The 23,252-nt window shown below is 70.0% G+C and carries 23 protein-coding genes; 10 read left to right on the top strand and 13 right to left on the bottom strand.

From position 1 onward, the window contains the following. From AB1046_RS00200 to AB1046_RS00190, 3 genes are all read left to right on the top strand, one after another. Positions 1 to 789 (top strand): C40 family peptidase, encoded by a 789-nt coding sequence (locus AB1046_RS00200; protein ID WP_369371770.1) that lies wholly within the window; start codon positions 1 to 3, stop codon positions 787 to 789. Positions 790 to 933: 144 nt separating this feature from the next. Then, complete coding sequence (locus tag AB1046_RS00195) at positions 934 to 2,358, top strand: cytosine permease (RefSeq protein WP_369371769.1); 1,425 nt, start codon at positions 934 to 936, stop codon at positions 2,356 to 2,358. Beyond that, positions 2,355 to 2,951 (top strand): cysteine hydrolase family protein, encoded by a 597-nt coding sequence (locus AB1046_RS00190; RefSeq protein ID WP_369371768.1) that lies wholly within the window; start codon positions 2,355 to 2,357, stop codon positions 2,949 to 2,951. The genes AB1046_RS00195 and AB1046_RS00190 overlap by 4 nt, the downstream gene beginning before the upstream one ends. Positions 2,952 to 2,972: 21 nt before the next feature. On the opposite strand, the gene AB1046_RS00185 is transcribed toward AB1046_RS00190, so the two are convergent. Beyond that, entirely contained in the window at positions 2,973 to 3,329 is a 357-nt protein-coding gene (locus tag AB1046_RS00185; protein ID WP_369371767.1) for a hypothetical protein, read from the bottom strand. 93 nt (positions 3,330 to 3,422) lie between these two features. Here AB1046_RS00185 and AB1046_RS00180 point away from each other — a divergent pair, with 93 nt between their 5' ends. Then, a complete protein-coding gene (locus tag AB1046_RS00180; RefSeq protein WP_369371766.1) occupies positions 3,423 to 4,316 on the top strand; it encodes an SMP-30/gluconolactonase/LRE family protein in 894 nt (297 codons plus the stop codon). Positions 4,317 to 4,353: 37 nt separating this feature from the next. On the opposite strand, the gene AB1046_RS00175 is transcribed toward AB1046_RS00180, so the two are convergent. The 7 genes from AB1046_RS00175 to AB1046_RS00145 all read right to left on the bottom strand — a co-directional run bounded on the left by AB1046_RS00175 (position 4,354) and on the right by AB1046_RS00145 (position 12,008). Next, positions 4,354 to 5,802, bottom strand: coding sequence for a mannitol dehydrogenase family protein (locus tag AB1046_RS00175; RefSeq protein WP_369371765.1), 1,449 nt, complete (start codon positions 5,800 to 5,802; stop codon positions 4,354 to 4,356). After that, positions 5,799 to 6,617 (bottom strand): carbohydrate ABC transporter permease, encoded by an 819-nt coding sequence (locus AB1046_RS00170; RefSeq protein WP_369371764.1) that lies wholly within the window; start codon positions 6,615 to 6,617, stop codon positions 5,799 to 5,801. Before AB1046_RS00170 ends, AB1046_RS00175 begins: the two co-directional genes overlap by 4 nt. Further along, positions 6,614 to 7,543, bottom strand: coding sequence for a carbohydrate ABC transporter permease (locus tag AB1046_RS00165; protein WP_369371763.1), 930 nt, complete (start codon positions 7,541 to 7,543; stop codon positions 6,614 to 6,616). Before AB1046_RS00165 ends, AB1046_RS00170 begins: the two co-directional genes overlap by 4 nt. A 93-nt stretch (positions 7,544 to 7,636) precedes the next feature. Then, the gene (locus AB1046_RS00160; RefSeq protein ID WP_369371762.1) at positions 7,637 to 9,013 is read right to left on the bottom strand and encodes a sugar ABC transporter substrate-binding protein; all 1,377 of its coding nucleotides are present in this window, start codon (positions 9,011 to 9,013) and stop codon (positions 7,637 to 7,639) included. Between the two features lie 333 nt (positions 9,014 to 9,346). Then, positions 9,347 to 10,249 (bottom strand): DeoR/GlpR family DNA-binding transcription regulator, encoded by a 903-nt coding sequence (locus AB1046_RS00155; protein ID WP_369371761.1) that lies wholly within the window; start codon positions 10,247 to 10,249, stop codon positions 9,347 to 9,349. A 212-nt stretch (positions 10,250 to 10,461) separates the two neighbouring features. After that, a complete protein-coding gene (locus AB1046_RS00150; RefSeq protein ID WP_369371760.1) occupies positions 10,462 to 11,172 on the bottom strand; it encodes an alpha/beta fold hydrolase in 711 nt (236 codons plus the stop codon). Next, positions 11,169 to 12,008, bottom strand: coding sequence for an LLM class flavin-dependent oxidoreductase (locus tag AB1046_RS00145; protein WP_369371759.1), 840 nt, complete (start codon positions 12,006 to 12,008; stop codon positions 11,169 to 11,171). The genes AB1046_RS00150 and AB1046_RS00145 overlap by 4 nt, the downstream gene beginning before the upstream one ends. A gap of 87 nt (positions 12,009 to 12,095) precedes the next feature. Here AB1046_RS00145 and AB1046_RS00140 point away from each other — a divergent pair, with 87 nt between their 5' ends. Beyond that, the gene (locus AB1046_RS00140; RefSeq protein WP_369371758.1) at positions 12,096 to 13,019 is read left to right on the top strand and encodes a LysR family transcriptional regulator; all 924 of its coding nucleotides are present in this window, start codon (positions 12,096 to 12,098) and stop codon (positions 13,017 to 13,019) included. On the opposite strand, the gene AB1046_RS00135 is transcribed toward AB1046_RS00140, so the two are convergent. Together AB1046_RS00135 and AB1046_RS00130 are read right to left on the bottom strand one after the other, a co-directional pair. Next, complete coding sequence (locus tag AB1046_RS00135; protein ID WP_369371757.1) at positions 13,006 to 14,499, bottom strand: endonuclease/exonuclease/phosphatase family protein; 1,494 nt, start codon at positions 14,497 to 14,499, stop codon at positions 13,006 to 13,008. The two genes, AB1046_RS00140 and AB1046_RS00135, sit on opposite strands and share 14 nt — an antisense overlap. A 155-nt stretch (positions 14,500 to 14,654) precedes the next feature. Then, the gene (locus AB1046_RS00130) at positions 14,655 to 15,680 is read right to left on the bottom strand and encodes a LacI family DNA-binding transcriptional regulator (RefSeq protein ID WP_369371756.1); all 1,026 of its coding nucleotides are present in this window, start codon (positions 15,678 to 15,680) and stop codon (positions 14,655 to 14,657) included. Between the two features lie 155 nt (positions 15,681 to 15,835). Between AB1046_RS00130 and AB1046_RS00125 the strand changes: the two genes are divergently transcribed. The 4 genes from AB1046_RS00125 to AB1046_RS00110 all read left to right on the top strand — a co-directional run bounded on the left by AB1046_RS00125 (position 15,836) and on the right by AB1046_RS00110 (position 19,411). Next, positions 15,836 to 16,483 (top strand): nucleoside/nucleotide kinase family protein, encoded by a 648-nt coding sequence (locus AB1046_RS00125; RefSeq protein WP_369371755.1) that lies wholly within the window; start codon positions 15,836 to 15,838, stop codon positions 16,481 to 16,483. 71 nt (positions 16,484 to 16,554) lie between these two features. Next, positions 16,555 to 17,589, top strand: coding sequence for a substrate-binding domain-containing protein (locus AB1046_RS00120; RefSeq protein ID WP_369371754.1), 1,035 nt, complete (start codon positions 16,555 to 16,557; stop codon positions 17,587 to 17,589). A gap of 23 nt (positions 17,590 to 17,612) precedes the next feature. Then, positions 17,613 to 18,605 (top strand): ABC transporter permease, encoded by a 993-nt coding sequence (locus tag AB1046_RS00115; RefSeq protein ID WP_369371753.1) that lies wholly within the window; start codon positions 17,613 to 17,615, stop codon positions 18,603 to 18,605. Beyond that, the gene (locus tag AB1046_RS00110) at positions 18,602 to 19,411 is read left to right on the top strand and encodes an ATP-binding cassette domain-containing protein (RefSeq protein ID WP_369371752.1); all 810 of its coding nucleotides are present in this window, start codon (positions 18,602 to 18,604) and stop codon (positions 19,409 to 19,411) included. The genes AB1046_RS00115 and AB1046_RS00110 overlap by 4 nt, the downstream gene beginning before the upstream one ends. 117 nt (positions 19,412 to 19,528) lie before the next feature. Here the strand turns inward: AB1046_RS00110 and AB1046_RS00105 are convergent, their stop codons facing one another. The 3 genes from AB1046_RS00105 to AB1046_RS00095 all read right to left on the bottom strand — a co-directional run bounded on the left by AB1046_RS00105 (position 19,529) and on the right by AB1046_RS00095 (position 21,416). Next, positions 19,529 to 20,509: a zinc-binding alcohol dehydrogenase family protein gene (locus AB1046_RS00105; RefSeq protein ID WP_369371751.1), complete on the bottom strand. Its 981-nt coding sequence runs from the start codon at positions 20,507 to 20,509 to the stop codon at positions 19,529 to 19,531. Continuing rightward, positions 20,506 to 20,961: a MarR family winged helix-turn-helix transcriptional regulator gene (locus AB1046_RS00100; protein WP_369371750.1), complete on the bottom strand. Its 456-nt coding sequence runs from the start codon at positions 20,959 to 20,961 to the stop codon at positions 20,506 to 20,508. Before AB1046_RS00100 ends, AB1046_RS00105 begins: the two co-directional genes overlap by 4 nt. A 77-nt stretch (positions 20,962 to 21,038) precedes the next feature. Further along, positions 21,039 to 21,416, bottom strand: coding sequence for a hypothetical protein (locus tag AB1046_RS00095; protein WP_369371749.1), 378 nt, complete (start codon positions 21,414 to 21,416; stop codon positions 21,039 to 21,041). Between the two features lie 550 nt (positions 21,417 to 21,966). Here AB1046_RS00095 and AB1046_RS00090 point away from each other — a divergent pair. Next, positions 21,967 to 23,109 carry a carboxylesterase family protein gene (locus AB1046_RS00090; protein ID WP_369371748.1) on the top strand — a complete coding sequence of 381 codons (1,143 nt, stop codon included), beginning with the start codon at positions 21,967 to 21,969 and terminating at the stop codon, positions 23,107 to 23,109. Positions 23,110 to 23,252 lie beyond the last annotated feature (143 nt).

The following is a 23,252-nucleotide window of genomic DNA, read 5'->3' as shown; positions in this document are numbered from 1 at the left end:
GTGACTACACGCACGCCTGGGCGCCATCGTGCTGCCCGCAGAGCTATCACCCCCCTGACCCCCATCTCTCGCGCTGCCAGCCGTGGTCTGTCCAGCGCAGCCCGCCGTGGCGCGCTCGTCGCGGCCGGTTCGGGCCTTGTCGTCTCGCTGCTCGGCGTCCCCGCGACCGCCGCGCCGGCTGAGGACCCCAGCACGAACACCGCAGAGCTCAAGGCCGTCAAGGACGCCGTGCAGGCGGCCGCCCGGGAGGCGAACACCACGGTGCCCGCCGAGCTGACCACCGCGAAGGTCGACACCGCGCCTGCCGTGAAGGTGGCCGCCGACAGCGAGTTCGAGCTGGAGACCGGCACCATCAAGGTGACGCCGGCGCCCGAGCCGGAGCCGGAGCCGGAGCCTGAGCCCGTCGTGGCTGAGGAAGCCGTGGCTGAGGAAGCCGCCGCCGTGGCCCCGGCCGCGTCCAACTCGGCGATCGTCGACATCGCCATGCAGTACCTCGGCGTCCCGTACGTCTGGGGCGGCTCCACCCCTGCCGGGTTCGACTGCTCCGGCTTCACGTCCTACGTCTACGCCCAGGTCGGCGTCAGCCTGCCGCACTCCTCCTCGGCGCAGCGCGACGTCGGCACCCAGGTCTCCGCGGCCGAGGCCCAGCCGGGCGACCTGATCTGGAGCCCCGGCCACGTCGCCATCTACGCGGGCGACGGCATGCAGATCGAGGCTCCGGTCCCCGGCGAGACCGTGCGTTACTCGTCGATCTGGCAGTCCAGCCCGGTCTTCCTCCGCGTCGGCTGAGCCGGAACGGAACCGCACACCCCGAAGGGCCCGCACCACACGGTGCGGGCCCTTCGGCGTCCCGACCCGAGCTGACCTGGGTTCAACAGTGGTCTGCGCAACACCTCTCGCCGTCGGGCCTGCGCCAGTGGCAGGATCTCCACCATGAGCGCCCCCGGTAGCGTCGAGACCAACGCCCTGAACACCATCGACGAGACGGAACGGCGCGGGTCGCCGCGCAACCTCTTCTGGCCCTGGTTCGGGGCCAACGTGTCGGTGCTCGGGCTGGGCTACGGCTCCTACCTGCTCGGGTTCGGCGTGTCGTTCTGGCAGGCAACCGTGATCGGCGTGGTCGGCATAGTGGTGTCGTTCCTGTTCTGCGGGTTCATCTCGCTGGCCGGCAAGCGCGGGTCGGCACCGACCATGGTGCTGTCGCGGGCCGCGTTCGGCGTGCGGGGCAACAAGCTGCCCGCCTTGCTGTCCTGGATCCTCACCGTGGGCTGGGAGACGGTGCTGGTGGCGCTGGCCACGCTCGCGACGTCGACAGTGCTTAGCACGCTGGGCTGGGGCGGCGGCACGATCACGCAGGTCGTGGCCCTCGTCGTCGTGGCGGGCATCGTGGTGGTCGCCGGCATCTTCGGGTTCGACCTGGTGATGCGGCTGCAGGTGGTCATCACGGTGCTGACGGCCGTGCTCACCGTGGTCTACATCTTCCTGGTCGCCGGCCACGTCGACTGGGCGGCGGTCTCCGCGCTCCCGGCCGGGGGCGGGCCGCAGGTGATCGGCGGGCTCGTGTTCATGATGACCGGGTTCGGCCTGGGCTGGGTCAACATGGCGGCCGACTACTCGCGCTACCTGCCGCGCTCCGCCTCCGGCCCGAGGATCGTCGGCTGGACCACCCTGGGCGCCTCGCTCGCCCCCGTGGTGCTGCTGGTGTTCGGCCTGCTGCTCGCAGGCTCCGACCCGGCGCTCAACGAGGCGATCGGCGCCGACCCGATCGGCGCCCTGTCCACGATCCTGCCCACGTGGTTCCTGATCCCGTTCGCCATCGTGGCCCTGGCCGGGCTGATCGGCGGCGCGGCGCTCGACATCTACTCCTCCGGGCTCGCGCTGCTGTCCCTGGGGCTGCCCGCGCCTCGCTGGGTGGCGGCAGCGATCGACGGCGCGCTGATGATCGTCGGCGCGATCTACGTGGTGTTCGTCGCCGACTCGTTCATCGGCCCGTTCCAGGGCTTCCTCATAACGCTCGGCGTGCCGGTCGCCGCGTGGTGCGGCGTGCTGCTCGCCGACATCCTGCTGCGCCGCCGCGACTACACCGACGCCGACCTGTACTCCGCCTCCGGCCGGTACGGGTCCGTGAACTGGGTCGCCGTGCTCCTGGTCCTGGGCGGCACCGCGATCGGCTGGGGTCTGGTCACCAACACCTACGCGCCGTGGCTCGGCTGGCAGGGCTACCTGCTCGGCCCGCTCGGTGGGTCCGACGGCGCCTGGGCGGGCGCCAACCTCGGCGTGCTCGTCGCCCTGGTCCTCGGGTTCGCCGGCACGCTCCTGCTGAGCGCCGGCGCGGTGCGCCGCCAGGAGGAGCGATGACGGACGGCGGAACGCCGGTCGACGGCGGAGCAGGCGCCGTCGGGCACGATGCCGCCCTGGTCGTGATCGACATGCAGGACGTCTTCGCGCGCCCGTCCAGCCCCTGGGCCGCCCCCGCCTACCCGAGCGCGCTCGCGGGCACCCGCCGTCTGCTCCCCGCATTCGCGGGCCGCACGGTCCTCACCAGGTACGTCGCCCCCAAGGTGCCCGACGGCGCCTGGCGCACCTACTTCGACGAGTGGCCGTTCGCGCTCGTGCCCGAGGACGACCCGATCTACGACATCGCCGGCCTGGCCGACGCCGTGACCGCCGGGGCGCCCGTCGTCTCCCGCGCCACGTTCGGCAAGTGGGGGCCGGAGCTCGACGCCGCCACGCGCGGGGCCGGCGAGCTGGTGCTGGTGGGCGTCGCCACCGACTGCTGCGTGCTCTCGACGGCGCTCGCCGCCGCCGATGCGGGCCGCCGGGTCCTGGTCGTCGCGGACGCCTGCGCGGGCTCGACGGCTGAGAACCACGAGCGCGCCCTGGAGGTAATGCGGCTCTACGCACCGCTGATCGAGGTCACGACGGTCGCAGAGGTGCTCGCCGCCGGCTGACCTGGATGGGGGACGTGCTCGTCACCGCTCCAGGACGAGGGACGGAGGGCTGCCCGGGCTCTCGATGAACGCCACCGTGTCAGCACCCTCGACATAGAGCTGGACCCCTCTGAGGTCGCTGGGCCCGCCGTCATCGACCATCAGGTAGACGTGTTCACGGGAGGTCGAGCTGTCTACCCACTCCCACCTGCCCGAGAAATCCAAGGCCTCATCGCTGAGATCGGCGTCGACGGCACTCCCGGGAACCGCGGTCGCTACGAACGTGCGGTCCTCGTCGAGACGGATCTCGGCATCCCCGTCGGCCTCGCTGTAGGTGCCAGGAATTGCCTCGACGTCGACTGCGCACCCCGCCAGCAGAACAACACCCACAATCATCATCGCGACGAGCCTTCGAGCTGGCATTTCACCCCCGTCCGAGTTTGTGGCTGCATGATGTCACACCGTGACCATGCCCGAGCAGAGGAACCAAAAGTGACCGTGACCAGGATCCGCGCCCAGTGGGAACGCCGCGACGAGCGGTTCGCCGCCGTCAACGGGGACGAGTACATCAAGGTGCTCTTCGACGAAGGCAGCTGGCTCGAAGGGCCGGCCTACTCGCCGGCCTGGCGCACCCTGCTGTTCAGCGACATCCCCGAGGACCGGGTGCTCGCCTGGGACGAGGCGACCGGCGGCGTCGGCGTCTGGCGCAGCCCGGGCGGCTACGCCAACGGCCGCACGATCGACCGTGCGGGCCGGATGCTCCAGTGCGAGCAGGGCACCCGGGCGGTGACACGCACCGAGCCCGACGGCTCGGTCACCGTGCTGGCCAACAGCTGGCAGGGCAAGCGGTTCAACAGCCCCAACGACCTGGTCGAGCGCAGCGACGGGAGCGTCTGGTTCACCGATCCGGACTACGGCATCCAGAGCGACTACGAGGGCTTCCGTGCCACGCCGGAGATCGGTGGCTGCCACGTCTACCGCTGGGACCCGGACGGGTCGGTCACCCGGGTCGCCGACGACTTCGTCCGCCCCAACGGCCTGGCCTTCTCCGCAGACGAGCAAACGCTCTACATCGTCGACACCCCACGCAAGCACCTGCGGCGCTTCGACGTGGGACCGGACCTTTCCCTGTCCGGCGGCGAGGTGCTCGGCACCTCCGACGCGGGCGGCTTCGACGGCGTAAGGGTCGACGACGCCGGCCGACTCTGGGTGGCCGCCCACGACGGCCTGCACTGCTTCGACCCCGACGGCACCCTGCTGGGCAAGCTGCTGCTGCCCGAGGTGTGCTCGAACCTCACCTTCGGTGGCCCCAAGCGCAACGTGCTGTTCGTGACCGCCTCGAACCTGCTCCTGTCGATCCGGGTCAACGTGACGGGCATCCGCTAGCAGCAACCGCTGTACTCAGCTCAGCGATTTCAGCAGGTCAACCCCGCGTCGGCGCCGCCCCCACCAGCGCCTCCAGCGTCGCGTGCGCCCCGACCCGGTGCAGCGAGCCGAGCGCGTCGAGGTACGCCTCGACAAAACGCGGCTCGTCCACGAGCGACCCGAACAGCGCCGGGTACCGCAAGAAGGCCAGCGGATCGTCCCGCTGCGACCGGGCGAGCGGCACCAGCTCGTCCGCGAGCCGGTCGACCACGTCGATCGGCATGCCCTGCTCGTCAATCCCCTCGGCGTAGCGCGCCCAGCTCGCGACGATCGCCGCCGACCGGGTGATCTCGCCGCCCGCGCGGAGCTGCTCGCGCACGACTGGCACCAGGAACTTCGGGATGCGGTCCGACGTCTCCATGCACAGCCGCGCGAGCGTGTCACGCACGGCCGGGTTGCCGAACCGTTCGACGAGCGTCGTCTTGTACTCGTCGAGGTCAACCCCCGGCACCGGCCGTAGCGTCGGCGTCGCCTCCCGGTCCATGAAGTCGCGCACGAACGCCGCCACCACCGGGTCGTCAACCGCCTCGTGCGCGTACCGGTAGCCGCTCAGCCACCCGAAGTAGGCGATGGCCTGATGACTCGCGTTGAGCAGCCGCAGCTTCATCAGCTCGTACGGCTCCACGTCCGCGACGACCTGCACCCCCGCGTCCTCGAACCGCGGCCGGCCCAGCGGGAACCGGTCCTCCAGCACCCACTGGAAGAACGGCTCGGCCACCACCGGCCAGCGGTCCTCGATGCCGAAACGCTCGCGGACCAGCGCGCGGTCCTCGTCGGTGGTCACGGGCGTGATGCGGTCCACCATCGAGCTGGGGAACGCCACGGAGTTGTGCACCCACTCGCCCAGCTCCGGGTCGCGCAGGGCGGCGAAGGCCGAGAAGACGGTGCGCGCCAGCTCGCCGTTACCCTGCACGTTGTCGCAGGACATCACGGTGAAGGGCGGCACGCCGCGCGCCCGGCGTCGGGCCAGGGCCTCGACGACATAGCCGAACACCGTGGTCGGCTCGGCCCCCGGGCGGGCATCGGCGGCGACGGCGGGCGCCGTCGCATCGAACTCGCCGGTGACCTGGTCGAAGTTGTAGCCGCCCTCGGTGATGGTCAGCGACACGATGCGGGTCGCCGGGTGGGCGAGGCGCTCCAGCACGGCCTCCGGATCGTCCGGCGCGAACAGGTACTCCACGAGGCTGCCGACCACCCGCGCGTCGAGAGCGCCGTCGGGGTGCTTGGTCACCAGCGTGTACAGGCCGTCCTGTGCGTGCAGCGCGTCGCGCATCGCGGCGTCGCCGGGCAGCAGCCCGACGCCGCAGATGCCCCACTCGCGGGCTTCGCCGCGGCGCAGCAGCTCGTCGATCGCGAGCGCCTGGTGCGCGCGATGGAAGCCGCCGACGCCGAGGTGGACGATCCCCACCTCGATCCCGGCGCGGTCGTAGGGGGCCGTCAGGGTCACTTGATCGCTCCCATCGCGAGGCCGCGGACGAGCTGCTTCTGCGCGATCCAGCCGGCGAGCACCACCGGGATGATCGCGACGGTCGCCGCCGCCGACAGAACCGCGAGGAACTGGCCGCGGCCGTCGACGAAGCTGGTGAGGAACGGCGGGGTGGTGCGGGCGACCTGTGCGGTCAGGAGGTTCGCGAGGAAGAACTCGTTCCACGCGAAGATGAAGCAGATCAGGCCGGCCGCGGCGATGCCGGGCATGACCAGCGGCAGCACCACGCGGAAGATCTCGGTGCCCAGCCGGGCGCCGTCGAGCTGGGCCGCTTCGAGGATCTCGCGCGGCACCTCGGCGAGGAACGATCGCATCATCCAGACGGCGATCGGCAGGTTCACGCCGACGTAGAGGATGGTCAGCCAGGTGATGTTGTCGAGCCCGCCCACGGCCTGCAGCAGCAGGTAGATCGGGATGATCGAGGCGGCGACCGGCATGAACCGCGTCGAGATGAAGAAGAAGAGCGCGTCGCGGACGTTGATGACCGGCCGGATGCTCAGCGCGTAGGCGGCCGGGACGGCCAGCACGAGGACCAGGAGGGTGGACCCGACGCTCGCGCTGAACGAGTTGATCAGGTACGGCAGCATGTCCCGGTTGAAGACGGCTTCGAACTGGTCGAGCGTGAGGGCGGGGAAGAACGTGGGCGGCACCGTTGCGGCCTGGCGTTCCGGCTTGAAGGCCGTGAACACCATCCACGCCACGGGGAAGAAGAAGATGAGCACGAGCACCCAGGTGGCCGCGGTCACGAGGGTTGCGCGCAGGCGCGAGCGTGTCATCGGCCGATTCCTTCCGAAGAGAAGACCTTGAAGAGGGTCCGCAGGGCTACCGAGGCCACGACGATGGTCACGAGCACGGTCATGACGCCGTACGCGGCGGCCTCGCCGACCTCCAGGCCGACGAACGCCCGCTCGTAGAGCAGGTAGGAGAGCGTCTTGGTGCCGCCCGTGCCGCGGGTCATGATCGCGATCGGGTCGAAGACCTGGAGCAGCATGATCGAGGCCAGCAGCACCGCGATCTCGACGTACTGCCGCAGGTGCGGCAGCGTGATCCAGCCGAAGGTGCGGATCGGCCCCGCGCCGTCCACGGCGGCGGCCTCCAGCACGTCCTTGTTCTGCGCCTGCAGCCCGGCCAGGAGGATCAGCATGGCGAACGGCGTGTACTGCCAGGTGAGCACCGCGATGATCGTGACGATCGGGAGCTCGGTGTTCCATGCCACGGGCGGCAGGCCGACCAGCCCGAGGCCCCAGTTGGCCATGCCGGTGGCGGCGTCGAAGATCGACCACTTCCAGATCAGGGCCGCGGCGGCGGGCATGACGAGGAACGGCGTGATCATCAGCGTCCGGGCCACACCGCGGCCCACGAAGTTGCGGTCCAGCAGCACGGCGAACAGCATCCCGAGCAGCGTCGAGAGCACCACCGAGGTGCCGGTCACCGCGACCGTCGAGCCGAGCGACGACAGGAACGACCCGTCGCGCAGCACGGAGACGTAGTTGTCCAGGCCGGTGAATCCCCGCTCTCCGGGCCGGAGCAGGTTCCAGCTCTGCAGGGAGTAGAAGATCGTCATCACAAAGGGGACCTGCGTGAGGATGATCGAGGTGGCCAACGCGGGCCAGAGCAGGGCGCGCGAGACGGCCAGGCGGTGCTTCTTAGCCGATCCGCCGGCGGGCGCGCGTCGGGGGCGCGTCGTCGTCGGAGCGGACATGAGTACAGACATGGGTGGGCCCTCCAGGGCTGGCAAGACCCCGCGGGACGCGGGGTGGGCGCGGGGAGCCTGGCTCCCCGCGCCCGGGTCCGGCTACTGCTGGGCGTCGCCGGCTTCCTGAGCCAGCTCCTGGGCGCGTTCGAGCACGGGCGCGAGCTCGCTGCGTCCCGCGAAGACCTCAGCGAGGTCCTGCGAGACCTGGTTACCGAGGTCCTGGAACTCCGGGATCGTCACGTACTGGATGCCGGTCCACGGCTGCGGCGCCACACCCGGCTGCTCCGGGTTCACCGCGAGCATGATGTCCTGCGTGATCGGGGCGAAGGCCGCGGCGGCCTCCTGGTACTCGGGGATCTCGTAGGTCGAGTTCCGCGCTCCCGGGGGCACCCGGCTCCAGCCGAGCTCCGTGCCGACGAGCTGGTGGTACTCCTTGCTCGTGGCCCACTTGACGAACTCCAGCGCCGCGTCCCGGTTCTGGGTGGTCTCGGGGATGGCGAGGTTCCAGGACCAGAGCCAGCCGGACTCCTCGGTCTCGACGACGGGGGCGTGGGCGTAGCCCATCTGCCCCGCGACCTCGGAGGTCTCCGGGTCCTCCAGCAGGCCCGCGGCGACCGTCGCGTCCACCCACATGGCGGACCGGCCCTGGCTCACGTTGTTCAGGCACTCGGTGAACCCGGTGGAGACCGGGTCCGACTCGCCGGCGTCGTTGACCAGGTCGATGTAGAACTGGACGGCCTCGGTGAACTCGGGCGAGTCGACCTGGGCGTTCCACTCGTCGTCGTACCAGCTACCGCCGAACGTCTGCACCACCGTGGTCAGGGGCGCGAAGAGCTCGCCCCAGCCGGGCTTGCCGCGCAGGCAGATGCCGTCGACCGTGTCCGAGTCGACCGACCGCGCGATGTCCGCGACCTCTTGCCACGTCGGGTGCTCGGGCACGGTGATCCCGGCCTCGTCCATGATCTCCTGGTTGTACATGAGCATCGAGGACTCGCCGTAGAACGGGACGGCGTAGAGGGAGTCGTCGACCGTGAGGGCGTCCTGCACGGGCGCGAACAGGTCGTCGACGTCATAGTCGGGGTCGGCCTCGAGGTCGGCCGTGAGGTCGGTGAGCCAGCCGTTCTCGGCCCAGATCGGCACCTCGTAGGAGCCGACCGTGACGATGTCGTACTGGCCGCCGTCGGTGGCGACGTCCTTCGTCACGGCGTCGCGCAGGTCGTTCTCCTCCATCTGGACGAAGTTGACCTGGATGTCCGGGTGCTCTTCCTCGAAGGCGCTCTTCAGCTCCTCCATGTCCTTCATCTGCGGGTTGTTGACGGTGGCGAGCGTGAGCTCGACCAGGCCGCCCTCTTCCGCGTCGGCGTCGTTGTTGCCGCCGCCTCCTGCGCCGGCGCAGGCAGCCAGCCCCAGGGCCAGCGCCGCCGCGAGCCCGGCGGGCACCGCCTTCCGGCGAGCACTGCTTGTGGTGAGCATCATTGCTTCGACCCTTCTCGTCACGTCGACATCGGGCGTCGACGTGTCCTGAATCACGGATTGGCACATCGTGGCGCCGGGCCGGAAAAGGGGTCAACGACGGAGTTTTCGAAACACTCACCGGGACTGTGGTATCGCACAGTTTCGGCCCGGGCCTGGCGTCGGGCAGGGGGTCTGCACATCCCGAGGACGATGCCCGACGGCGGTGCGGTTGGCTTGTCTGCCCGGTTTGCGGCGCAGGCGCGCCCCGGAAAACGCATGCCGGACCGGGCACGAACCGGTGACCCCGGCGGACCGATCGGTCACGAGCCGGGGGTGAAAGTCAGGCGGTGCAGGTCAGACCTGGACGATCTCCGCGCCCGCCGCGTGGAAGGCACGCGCCCGGGCCGAGCCGAGCTGGACGCCGGTGATCATCGCCTCGAAGTCGTCCAGCCCGGCGAAGCGCACAAAGCTGGTGACGCCGAACTTGTGGTGCGCCCCGATGAAGATCCGGCGCCGGCTCACCTCGATCGCTGCCGCCTTCACGCTCGCGACCGCCGGGTCGGGGGTGGTCAGGCCGTCCTCGACGGTGACGCCGTTCGCGCCGATCAGCCCGAGGTCGAGGCGGAACGTGCGCAGCATGTCCACCGCCGAGCCGTCGACCACCCCGAGCGTCTTGCCGCGCACCCGCCCGCCGATCACGATGACCTGCACGTTCGGCCGGGCCGACAGCTCCGTCGCGACCGGCAGGGACGATGTGACCACCGTCAGCTCCCGGTCCCGGGGCAGCGCCCGCGCGGCCAGCAGCGGCTGGAAGCCCTCGTCGACAAAGATGGTCTGCGCCTCGCCGATCCGCCGCGCCGCCTCGGCGGCGATCCGCGCCTTCTCCTCTGGTGAGCTCTGCTGCCGCTGCGAGAGCGGCGTCTCGAACGAGCTCGTCTCGACCGGGAACGCGAGCCCGTAGCTGCGCCGCACCAGGCCCTGCGCGTCCAGCTTGCGCAACTCCCGGCGCACCGTCTCCTGCGAGACCGACAGCATCCGAGCCGCCTCGCTCACCTCGATCCGGCCACGACGGCGGACGAGGGCGAGCAGCTCCTTGCCCCGCGAGGCCTGGCGCACGCCGCCCGCCGAGGGCAGCTCGCTCGCGGAGGGCAGACCGCCCGCCGTGGGCAGACCGTCCGCCGTGGGCAGATCGCGCCCGGGATGTGTTCCGGGTTCCGGCAACGCGGAGACGCTGCCGGCGGACGCGTCGGGCGCCATCGTGTCTCCCGTCGTCGGGCCTACTGCCCCGAGTCTGCCGCGTGCCGCGGCTTTGCGGAACCCTCCGGGTAGCCGGCCCGGTGCATCCTGCCCGACGCCGGTCGCCGTCGGGCAGCCTCCGCCGAGCGGCGCCTCAGTCCTGGATGAGGGAGATGACGTTGCCCGCCGGGTCGGCGAACCAGCCGATCGTGGGGCCCTGGGCCGGGTCAGGACTAGGTGCGGGCGGTGGCGGCGTAGGCCTCCAGCCGGTCCGCGAGCTCGCGGGGGCGGCTGAGGGCTACGCAGTGGCTGCCGGGAATCTCGTCGGGCACGATGCCCAGGCGGTCGGGGACCAGGCGGCGGAAGAAGTCGGGCGGGAAGAAGCGGTCCTCGCTGCAGAGCAGGAACCTGGTGGGCACGTCGGGCCACGCGGCCAGCGGCCAGGGCGCCGCCATCGCGGCGCTCGACGGGTGCTCGCGCTCCTTGCTCATCGCCTCCTCGGCCAGCACGCGCGGTACGTCGTGATAGAAGCCCACGTAGGGGTCCGCGCTGCCGGTCAGGCCGCTGTCGCGCGCGGCCTGCTCCGCCACCGCGGCGCTGTAGCCGGTGTTTGCCCACCAGTCGTCGGGCGCCTCGCCCGGGGCCGGAATCATCCCGGCCAGCAGCACCAGCACGTCCGCCGGGAGGCGGTCGGCGACGAGCGGCGCGGTGAACGCGCCGAAGGAATGTCCAACGACGACGAGGTCGCGCGGGGTGGCGGTCGTGCCGAGCGCGGCAACCGTCTCGACCACTACGTCGGCGTAGTCGTCGAGGGTCGCTGAGTCGTCGTCGGCCGGGAGGTCGGGAGCGACGACGACGTGCCCCCGCGCCCGCAGCTCGGCCGCGACCAGGTGGAAGTGCCAGCCGACGTCGCCGCCGCCGTGGATCAGTACGAACGTGCTCATCGGGGCGTCTCCTCGGTGGACGGGATCGCCGGGCCGTCCCGGAGGACTCCCCGCACCTGGTTGAGTGTCATGACATCCGGGTCGAACTCGGTGAGGCACCAGGTGGCGCCGGCGGCGACGTACGGGGCGGGGTCGGCACCGGGCAGCACGGACATCACCAGGTCATAGGGCGCGGTCGGGTCGGCCCGGTGCTCCTGGATCGTCTCGTAGGTCTGGGCGAGCTGGTCGGGGTGCTCGATCCCGATCGGGAAGTAGCCGTCGAAGCGCGCGGCCCGGCGCATCGGCTTGAGGTTGCCGGCGTAGCCCGCGGCCCAGATCGGCACGTGCGGCTGGACCGGCGTCGGCAGGAACGTGATGTCGTCGATCGTGTAGTGCCGGCCCTGGTGCCGCACCGGCTCCCCCGACCAGGCGGCGACCAGGACGTCCAACAGCTCGTCCAGCATCTCCGCGCGGACCCGGTCGTCGGTCTGCTCCCCGGTGCGCGTGAGCTCGGCGCCGTATCGGTCGCCGCCCAGCCCGACCCCCATGATCAGCCGGCCGTCGGAGAGCAGGTCCAGCGCGGCGGTCTCGCGGGCCAGCTTCGCGGGCCGACGCCGCGTGACGGGTGTGACCATCGGGCCCAGCCGCAGCGACTCGGTCGCCGCGGCCGCTGCCGCCAGGGAGATCCACGGGTCGGCGACGCGCGTGATCGGCGCCGGCCAGGTGAGGTGGTCCCACACGAAGAATCCGTGCCAGCCCGCCTCCTCGGCCTCGGCCGCGAGTTGCGCTGCCACGCGCGGATCGGCCAGCTCGTCGAAGAGCGGTACCCAGATCGCTGAGCTCAGGTTTGTTGTCATGCCTTCCACGCTAGGTTCGGATGAGCATCGTGAAAAGCGATGAACTCCGATGCTAATGATCGGTTTCGGCGATGTAGCCTCGTTAACGTGACGGACGTGGAGCTGCGCCACCTGATGACCCTCACCGCCGTCGTCGACGAGGGGTCCTTCGGCCGCGCCGCGTCCCGGCTCGGTTACACCCAGTCCACCATCAGCCAGCACATCGCGGCGCTCGAACGCGCGGTGGACGGCCGTGTGTTCGACCGCCCGGGCGGCCCTCGCCGGGTGCAGCTCACTCCACTGGGCCAGGTGGTGCACACGCATGCGGCGGAGCTGCTCGCCAAGGCCGACTCGCTGCGCGCCGCCGTCGACGGCTTCAAGGCCGGCGAGGGCCGCCTGACGATCGGCACCTTCCAGAGCGTGTCCAGCACCCTGCTCCCGGTGCTGGTCCGCAGGCTCCTCGACGAGTTCCCGCAGTGCGAGATCCGGCTCTCCGAGGAGGAGGACGAGTTCGACTCCCCCGATCTCTCGCGGGTCGATCTGCTCTTCTACGACCTGCGGATCGACGACGCCGACGTCGAGCACATCAAGCTCCTCGACGACCCGTACCTCCTGGTGGCCCCGCGCGGGCACTTCCCCGACGGCCCCGTCGAACTCGCTGAGCTCGACGGGGCGCCGATGGTCGCCTGGCCGCCCGACTGCGCGCAGCCGGCTCTCGAGGAGGCGCTGGCCGGGAGCGGCATCCACCCGCAGGTCGTGTTCCGCGCGTCCAGCAACGAGGCGGTGCTCTCCATGACCCGGGCCGGACTCGGCTCGGCGATCCTCCCCTGGCTGGCGGTCCACGGCGCGGGTGCGACGTCGGACGAGACACTGAGCATCCACGCCCTACGACCTGCGGTGGCGCACCGCGAGCTCTACCTGCTGCGCCGCGCCCACCGCACGCACTCGCCGCTCGCCGCCCGGGCCGCGGAGCTCACCGCCGAGATCGCGCGCGACCTCGTGCCCCGCCAGGCGCTGGTCACTCGGCGCTGACCGAGACCGGGTCGCAGCCGAAGTCGCAGATGCTGAACGACGCGAGCACCGCCTTGTGGTCCGACGGCCACACGGCGTCCGGTGTCCAGATCACGTCGGCGCTGTCGTCGTCGACCCGCTCGTTGCGCACGATCGTCGACTGCGGCCCGACGACGGCGGCGTCGTCGACCGAGACCCGCTCGTCGGGTGAGACAAAGAGGTAGTCGATGCGGTCGCGCTCGTCGGCCTCGGGCGCCCAGGTGAGGTCCGACGTCGGGAAGAGCGGGTTGTCGGACGGCCACGTGCTGCCCGGGTTGGCGACCGGGTCCGGGTAGACCTCGCGGAAGGCGTCGACCAGGCCGCCGTCGAGCAGCGTCTGCGTGGTCTGCCACGGGACCACAACGCCGTTGTGGTCCTGCGTGTCGGCGGTCGCGTCGGTCCAGTCCTGTACGGAAGGCTCGTTGAAGTCCCCGCCGACGACGGCGATCCGGCCCGCGGCACGCTCGTCCGCGACGTCCTCGACGAGTGCGGCGGCCGTGGCGGGGCGGCCCGACTGCAGGTTGGCCGCGAGGATGGCGTCGACGTCGGTCACCGGCGCGTCCAGCTGGTCCCAGGTGTCCCAGCCGTCGGGCCAGTCACCGGCGATCGCCCCGCCGTAGCCGCGCGGCAGGTAGGTGGTGTACCAGCGGTACTCGAGGTGGCCGCCGTAGGCCACTACCTCGGTCCCGTTGACGTCGAGCACGGCCTTGGACCACCAGCCGTCCACGGTGTCGGTCGCCAGGATCGGGTAGCGCGAGACGATGCCGGTGTCGGCGGCGATGAGGTGGTCGTAACCGAGCAGCGCCGCGACCTGCGCGGGCGCGTTGCCCTGCTCGGGCAGGAACGTGACGTCGGCGTCGGTCTCCAGGATGATGTCCGCGATCTCGCGGGCGCCGTTGGGGATCTGCGTGCCGCCGTGCCAGACGTTGAAGGTGAGCGCGTTGAGCTCGCTCACCCCGTCGACCTCGGGCTTGGGCTCGGCGGGCGGGACCGTCCCGGCGGGGCGGACGGTGAGGTCGACCGGGCCGGCGAGGACGTCGTAACCGTCGTCCGCCAGGAGGTAGACGTCGTACTCCCCCGCGCCGATCGAGGCGGCGTTGTGGGTCCAGCCCGTGCGGTTCTGCGGGCCCCAGGTGACCGTGCCGGTCGCGTCCGGCACGTAGCGCCAGTCGAGCGAGGTCGGGCCGCCGGGCGTGGCGCCGTCGCGGTAGATGCCTATCCAGTTGAGCTCGTGGAGGGCGTCGCCGGCGTCGAAGGTGATTGAGACGGACTCGTCGACGGCGATGTTCGCGCCGTCGAGGCTGAGGGCGGGTGCGGCCGCTGCGGCGGGCCGGGCGGCGGTCGGCGCGGCGGCGGTCACCGGGACGGCGGTTGCCGGGGCGGCGGCCAGAGCGACGAGCGTCGCGGTGATGGCGACGGTCGCGAGGAGGCCCCGGCGGGTGCGTGCGGGTGCGGATGACATCGAGGTAGTCCCCTTCGGCTTCCGATGTGTGCGGCGACGGCGACGCTAAGGGGCAGGTATGGCCGGGAGGTGAACGTGGCTCGCACCCGGGCCCGCCCAGAAATGACGAATGGCCTGAACCTGCGAATCGTAGGTTCAGGCCATTCGTAGGAACCTCACGCCGCGGCGGGGTCACCCTTGCAACCACACGACTCCCGGCGAACAAATTTCGGCTCCAGCCGGATGTGGCGGGCCGGCAGGTCGCCGTCGCGCATCCGGTCCAGCAGCAGGGTGACCGCACCCTGGCCGAGCTCGTCGACGGGCTGCGAGATGGCGGTGAGCCTCGGGTGGAAGAAGTCTGCCCAGGGGAAGTCGTCGAATACGGCGAGCGCCATGTCGTCGGGCACCTCGATCCGCCGTGCCTGCAGCGCCGCCATGGTGCCGATGGTGACCTGGTTGTTGCCCAGCACGATGGCGGTGGGCGGCTCCGGAAGCTGGAGCAGCAGCCGGACGGCTTCGGCGGTGTGGTCGCCGTCGGTATCCAGGCCGGCTTGCACCAGCTGCGGATCCGGGACGAGGCCGTTGCGGGCGAGGCCTGCTCGGTAGCCGGCGAGCCGCTCTTCGGTCGTGGCGAGGCCCGGCCGGCTCATGATGGCGGCGATCCTGCGGTGGCCGTGGCTCGCCAGGTGGTCGACCAGCAGGGCGGTCGGCTCCTCGTTGATGACACCGATGGCGTCCATCCCGGGCCGGGTCTCGTCCGGGACGCGGTCGATGAGCACGGTGGGTATGGCCCGCCGGACCAGCTGGTCGAACATCGCCGTCGGATCCGCCGACGGGGCGACGATCATCGCGTCGACCCGGCGCGAGAGCAGGTCCATCACGGCCCGGCGTTCGCGCTCCGGGTCGTCGTGCGTGTCGGCGAGCAGCAGCGAGTAACCGGCTTCGGTGACCGTGCGCTCGATCGCGTGCACCACGTCGCCGAAGTACGGGTTGGAGATGGCTGACATCGCGAGCCCGATGGTGTCGGTCTTGCCCTTGCGCAGCGACCGGGCGATCCCGTCGCCAGCGTAGCCCGTGACCTCGATGGCGTCGCGGACGGCCTTCTCGGTCTCCGGCAGCACGGCGCGGGTCTTGTTGATGACGTGCGAGACGGTAGTGGTCGAGACCTTGGCGGCCCGGGCGACGTCGCTCATGGTCACCATGACCGGGCTCCCCTCGATTCGGTAGGACTCCGAGCGTAGACCACGCGGAGGATCGCCGCGCAATCGTGTGCGCAGACGATTGCGCAATCGTGTGCTGTGGTGCATCCTGCTTCCCAGGACGCTCAATGTCCGGGTCGCAGCAAAGGAGCAGCGAAGTGACAGCGCAGTCCCGTTCCGAGGTTTTCCAAGACATCGCTGAGGCTGCCGAGCGCCTCATGGAGACCGCGGACCGATCCGGTCACCGCCAGATCATTGGCATCGTCGGCGCCCCTGGTACCGGGAAGTCCACGGTCGCCCAGCTCGTCGCGCAGCGTCTCGGCGCCGACGCCGTGGTCGTCCCCATGGACGGCTTCCACCTCGCCAACACCCTGCTGGAGGGCACTCCCCTGCGGGAGCGCAAGGGCGCCATCGACACGTTCGACATCGGTGGTTACCTCTCGCTGCTCCGACGCCTGCGTTCCCGCGACGAACCGGTCGTCTACGCCCCCACCTACGTCCGGGGACTGGAGGAACCGATCGCGGCGTCCATCGCGATCCCGCAGGGCACCCGAGTGGTCATCACCGAGGGCAACTACCTGCTCGTCGACGACGCCCCGTGGTCGGCGCTGCGTGCCCTGCTCGACGAGACGTGGTTCGTGGACACCCCACAAGACGTACGGCTCGCGCGCCTGATCGAGCGCCACGTGGCCTCCGGGATGGACCGGGCTACCGCGACCGCCTGGGCCAACGGACCCGACGAGCGCAATGCCACCCTCGTCAACTCAACTCGCCATCGTGTCGATCGGACCATTCGATGGGACTGAGCCAACCCCTCCACTTCAGATCAACACCCCGCGGCCGACGCCGGTCACCGGGCCCCACCTAAGGAGTTCAGATGCGCAGCATAAGAAAGACCTCCCTGCGACCGGCCGCCCTGGCCGGATCGCTCCTGTTCGTCCTGGCCGCCTGCAGCATTACCGCCCCGTCCGAGGAAGCCTCGGGCGGCGGCGAGACCGGTGCCGGTGGCGACGACACCGTCACGATCGGCCTGATCACCAAGACCGACTCCAACCCCTTCTTCGTCACGATGCGCGAGGAAGCGCAGACCGCCGCAGACGAAGCCGGCGCGGAGCTCATCGCGCTGGCCGGTGCCTTCGACGGGGACAACGAGGGCCAGGTCGCCGCGATCGAGAACCTGGTGAGCCAGGGGGTGGACGGGATCATGATCACGCCCAACTCCTCCTCGGGGATCCTGGCCGCCATCGAGCAGGCCCGGTCCGCCGGTGTGCTCGTCGTCGCCCTCGACACCGCTACCGACCCGGAGGACGCCGTCGACGCCACCTTCGCCACCGACAACTTCGCCGCGGGCGTCGCCCAGGGCACGTGGGTCCGCGCGGCACTCGGCGACGAGGAGCCGCAGCTCATCATGCTCGACGGCACCCCTGGCGGGACTGTCGACACCTTCCGCCACGACGGGTTCCTGGAAGGGTTCGGCATCGAGGAGGGCGACCCCGCGATCGTCGGAGCCGAGGACACCAACGGTGACCAGACCAGGGCCCAGACCGCCATGGAGAACCTGCTGCAGCGCGCGCCCGACACCAACGCCGTCTACACGATCAACGAACCGGCCGCCGCCGGCGGGTACGCCGCCATCCAGGCCCGCGGCCTGGAGGACCAGATCACCATCGGGTCCGTAGACGGCAGCTGCACCGGCGTGGCGGACGTCGCGGCCGGCGTCATCGGCGCGACCGTCATGCAGTTCCCGGCCCGGATGGTCCAGCAGGGCACCGAGGCCATCGTCCAGTTCGTCGAGGACGGCACCCGGCCCTCCGGGTTCGTCGACACCGGCTCAGTGCTGATCACCGACCAGCCCGTCGACGGCGTCGACTCCGAGAACACCGCCTGGGGCGCCGAAAACTGCTGGGGCTGACCTACGACGGACCGGAGAAACTTATGAGCACAACAACCGCAGTGCGTCCCAGCGCCGCCACCGGGCGGTCCATCCTCCAGGCCATGGCCCGCAATCCACTACTGGGCCCGGTGGCGGCGCTGGTGGTGTCCGTCATCATCTTCAGCCTGGTCTCGGACACCTTCCTCAACCCGCAGAATCTGTCCCTGATCCTGCAGCAGTCCGTCGTGATCGGGATTCTCGCCGTCGGGCAGACCCTGATCATCCTGACCTCGGGCATCGACCTGTCCATCGGCGCCGTCACCGTCCTGGGCACCATCGTCATGGCGCAGACAGCCGGCACGAACGGCGCCGTCGCCGCCCTGCTGACCACCTTCGCCGTCTGCACCCTCTTGGGGGCCCTGAACGGCGGCCTGGTCACGGTGCTGAGGCTGCCGCCCTTCATCGTCACGCTCGGCACCTTCACCGCCATCCAGGCCGCCGCCCGGCTGCTCGCCGGGTCGCAGACCTACCAGGTGCCCGAGGGGCCCCTGACCTTTCTCGGCTTCTTCCTCAACGTCGGGCCCTTCTCGACGTCGTTGGGTGTCGTCGCGATGCTGCTCCTCTACGCCGTGGCGTGGTACGTCCTCTCGCAGACCGCGGGCGGTCGACACGTCTACGCGGTGGGCGGCAGCCTGCCCGCCGCCGTACTCTCGGGCATCAGGTCCGGTCGGACCGTCTTCTCGGTGTATCTCATGACCGGCCTCATCGCCGCCTTCGCCGCGTGGGCAGCCCTCGGCCGGATCCCCAATGCCGACCCGAACGCCCTGCAGACCGCGAACCTCGACTCCATCACCGCCGTCGTCATCGGCGGAACCAGCCTGTTCGGTGGGCGAGGCGGTGTGGGAGGCACCCTGATCGGCACCCTCATCGTGGGGGTCCTGCGCAACGGCCTCACCCAGGCGGGGGTCGACAGCCTCTACCAGAACATCGCCACCGGCATCCTTGTCATCGTCGCCGTGACCGTCGACCAGTTCGCCCGCAGGAGGGCCTCATGACCACGCCTTCGCAGGAAACCTCCACGCAGACACCGGTTCTTGCAGCACGCGGCCTGGTCAAGCGGTACGGACAGGTCACGGCCATCAACGGCGCCGACTTCGACCTCCGGGCCGGTGAGGTCCTTGCGGTGATCGGCGACAACGGGGCCGGGAAGTCCAGCCTGATCAAGGCACTGGCCGGGGCGGTCGTCCCAGACGCCGGCGACATCCTCATGAACGGCACCAAGGTCACGTTCCGCAACACTCGCGACGCCCGCGCCCACGGCATCGAGACCGTCTACCAGGAGCTGGCCGTCGTCCCGGCGCTCGACATCGCTACCAACGTGTTCCTCGGGCGCGAGATCCGCCGCAAGGGCATCGCCGGGAGCGTGTTCCGCCGACTGGACATGCCGCGTATGCGCAGGGAGGCATCGGGGCACCTCACCGACCTGAAGATCGGGATCAAGTCGGTCACCCAGTCCGTCGAGACCCTCTCCGGTGGGCAACGCCAGGGTGTGGCCGTGGCCCGGGCGGCGGCCTTTGGCCACGGCGTGATCATCATGGACGAGCCCACCGCGGCGCTCGGTGTGCGTGAGTCCGGGATGGTCATCGACCTGATCCGGTCCATTCGCGAGCGCGGGATACCCGTGGTGCTGATCAGCCACGACATGCCGCATGTCTTCGAGGTGGCTGACCGGATTCACGTCCACCGGCTTGGGAGGCGTGCAGCGGTGGTGGATCCCCGGGAGCGCAGCATGTCCGAGGTTGTGGCGCTGATGACGGGAGCGGAGACACCTACGGAGACCGAGGCGGCCGGAGGGGCTTGATGGGTGCCGCAGAAACGTCTGAGTCGTCCGCGGTCTCGGCGACCGAGGCCTGGGGCTCGGCAGCCGCGGAGGCGCGCTCGCTGAGCCACCGCGCGTGGCAGATCTCGATGGGGACGGTCATGTCAGCACCACGCCCTTTCCGCCGATCGTGCCGGCCTCCATGTCGCGGTGGGCCTGCGCAATGTCGTCGAGGCGATAGACGCGTCCGACCGGCACGACCGCACGGCCGGCGGCTACCTCGTCGACAAAGTCCTGCAGGGTCGCCGGAGCAAGATCGGCGCTCTCGCCGGAGTAGGCGGTGAGCCGGACGCCGTTGGGCAGCCAGTCCATCGGGTAGAACTCGGAGACCGTCCACTGGTCGGAGAGCATCCCGGTGAAACAGGCGACGCCACCGGTGCGTACCGCGCGCAGCGTGTCGCGCAGCACGTTGGTGCCGACCAGCTCTACGGCGCCGTCGACGCCGTCGGGGACGAGCTCACGGATCGCCGGGGCGATCACGCCGTCGTCGATCAGCACATGGTCCACCCCGACGGACTCGAGCAGCTCCCGTCGGCTCTCCGAGCGAGTGGTCGAGATGACTGTCATGTCGCGCGCCTTGGCCAGGACGGCCAGCGCGAGGCCGATGGAGGACGTGCCGCCCCGGATCAGAAGCGTCTGCCCGTCCCGCGCCTCAAGACCCACCCGGAGGGAGCCAGCGGCGGTCTGCAGCATCTCGGGCACGGCGCCCAGGACCTCCCACGGGAGGTCGCTCCGGAACGGGATCACCTGGGCGGCGGGGACGGTGACAAGTTCGGCGTAGCCGCCGTCGAACTCGCGGCCCATCCCGCCCATCATCGTCGCGACCTGAGTGCCCGGGGCGAGCCAGCCGCTCGGGTCCTGGTCGACCAAACCAACCGCCTCGATACCCGGCACGCGGGGAAACGTGCCGCTGTACGCCTGGCCCTGCCGGAAATGCAGCTCCGAACGGTTCAGGCCGAACGCCTTGACCTTGATCCGCAACCACCCGGGCGCGGGCAGCGGAACCGGGATGCGCCGCACCTGCAGCACCTCGGGACCTCCGGCCTGGTCGACGACAACAGCCCGCATGGTCGCGCTCATGCCCCGACCTCCAGCTGCTTCGTGGCGGCGAGCCGTTCGCGCAGGACGGCGAGGCCGTCCGTCAGCGCCGCGACGTCGACGCCGGATCCGTCCAGGTGGTCGCCGAGCGCGCGGCTGGCGACCTCGTCGGCGAACCCGAGCGCGTCGGCACCGGCCGGTGTCAGGACCACGAGCGCGGAACGGCGGTCCTGCGGGTTCGGCTCCCGCCGCACAAGACCCGCCTGCTCTGTCCGGTCCACGAGCTTGCTCGCCGCACCCACAGTGATCGAGAGGTCTGCTGAGATCTCATGGACCCGGCAGCGGCCGGCGTGCCGGTCCACCACCCGGAGTGCTTCGAGCTTCGCCAGGGACACCGCGCCCGCTGCGGTGAGGCGACTGTCGACCATCGCCCAGAGGTCGGTCTCGTACCGGACCAGTACATCGAAGAAGTGCTGCATGGTCCGCACAACCATGTTCCTAGGAACAATATTCCTGGGAATTCAACCCTCCGAATGGGATCCGCGGTTGTGGGTGCCAGGCCGTTCCTTCGTCAGAGGGTGCCGAGCACGGATGCCCGCGCCGCGTCGCGCTCGGCGGTGGTGATCTTGCCCGCTGCATGCAGCTGCTCGATCTCCGCCAGACGTGCCTCGATCGTCTGCGCAGAACTTGCCGCAGGTTGAGCACCGGATCGCTGTGCCGCGGAGCCGCGCACGGCGTCGGCCACGATCTCCGCCTCCGTGGCCAGGGGACTGATGCCCTTGTTCCGGAGGCGCCGGGAGTTGACGACAACAAGCACGATTATCAGGACGACGACCCCGATGAAGAGGATCGGGACGATGATGAACAGCGCGTTGAAGACAGACATGAACGAGTCGCCCTCGTCGAGGAAGGGCTCGATCCCCGTACGCTGCGCGTCGATCCGGACCATGACAACCTCCGTGGAACTGGGCGCCACGCCGGCGCCGACTGGCCGGACATTAACATCTGCGCGGCAGCAATCCCGGTAGCCGCTAGCGCACGGCGCGCGCCCCGCTGAGCACGTGTTGGCGACGTAGGTTCGGGCCATTCCGCGCTACGTCAAATGTCCAACGTGTCATCACTGCTAACGCTGGGGGTCAGACTTCCTTACGGCTGGCTACTTGTGGCGGGCTAGTGCTTGCCTATCAAATGAGCGCATGCCAGTGAGCTAGTCGAGATTCAGCGGGTCCCCACCTCAGGGGCGTCGTCCACACCGCCCTGACCTGGGCGAACCAGGCCATCGAACCCGGCTTCATGTCCCTGATCCTCGACCACGCGCCGTCCTTCGCCCTGCAGGGAACGCTGACCTCCAGCGTCGCCAAGTTCGCCAGCTCCTCGAGCTAACCCGCTCGATCGTTGAAGGAGCAACTCGTCACTGCCGACGCGTTGCGCTAAGAGGCTGCCGGGGCGTACGCGCGCCGGGCGACAGCATCCATCAAGTTCTTTGAGGACCAGGATCAATGACGAACCTAGGGAGAACAATGACCGGCAAAATGAGAAAGATCCTGTTGGCTGCAGCGCTCTTCGGAGTCGCTGCGGCAACCAGCATCCCAGTAACCGCCGCGGCCGACACCGCCACTAGCCCCGCCGTGACCGCCACTGCGAACTGCAACATCCCGGCACCCTTCTCAGGGACGCCCTTGGCCACCTCCGTAGGCGGCAGCAACAACAACACCAGCTGGGTGCTCCGCCCCAGCGTCAACGACCCCAAGATCCAGTGCGGGGCCAACGCAATCACCCTCCGCACCGACGTAACCTACGCGACCGTCCCCGGTGCCGGTGGTCAGCCGCGAGCTCTGAAGCTCGACATCCAGACCCCGGCGACCGGCGGACCCCGGCCCCTCGTCGTGTACATCCCAGGCGGTGGGTTCGTCTTCGCGGACAAGACCGGCAACATCGGCCGCCGCACGTACATGGCCGAGCAGGGGTACGCGGTGGCCTCCATCGAGTACCGCACGATCTTGGACGGGGCCACTTACGTCGATGGGGTGTCGGACGTCAAGGCAGCAATCAGGTTCCTGCGCGCCCACGCCGCCGAGTACGGGATCAACTCCAGCGAGGTCGCCGTCTACGGCGAGTCCGCGGGCGGCTACCTGGCCTCAATGGTCGGCACCACCGCAGGCGTGACGAAGTTCGACACGGGCGACAACCTGAACCAGAGCAGCCGTGTCCAGGCCGTCGTCGAGTGGTTCGGCGCGTCCGACCTCTCGAAGGTCGCCTCCGACTTCGACCCCGCGACGAAGGGATACTTCGAGAACTCCACCGACAACGCGCTGGTCAAGTACGTCCTCGGCCCGAACGATCCGCGGCGGCTCCTGGACGTGCCGGCCGCCGTGGCCGCCGCCAACCCAATCACCTATGCGGGCTTCGGTGATGCCCCGTTCATCCACTTCCACGGATCCAACGACCGTGTGATCTCACCGAGCCAGACGGTCCTGCTCCACAACGCCCTGCTGGGCAAGAGAGTTCAGACCACGAGGTTCGTCGTACAGGATGCCGGCCACGGCCACCTCGTTCCCAACGGCGACACCAGCGTCCCCATGTGGAGCACGCGGGTCGTCATGGATCCGGTCATGAACTTCCTGCAGTTCCAGCTGGGCTAGTACCGATGCGCTGAACACCGTCGGGCGGTGTGGCAGTTACCGGTGGGGTCGGCGGTGACAAATGGCCTGAACCTACGAAACGTAGGTTCAGGCCATTCCGATATCCTGCGACATCACATGGTCGGCCGAACCAGCGACGCGGG

Origin of the sequence: Promicromonospora sp. Populi (assembly GCF_041081105.1) — a bacterium.
In the GTDB taxonomy this organism is placed as follows: domain Bacteria; phylum Actinomycetota; class Actinomycetes; order Actinomycetales; family Cellulomonadaceae; genus Promicromonospora.
The sequence above is the reverse complement of the archived record's forward strand: the minus strand, read 5'-3'. Positions and strand labels throughout refer to the sequence as shown.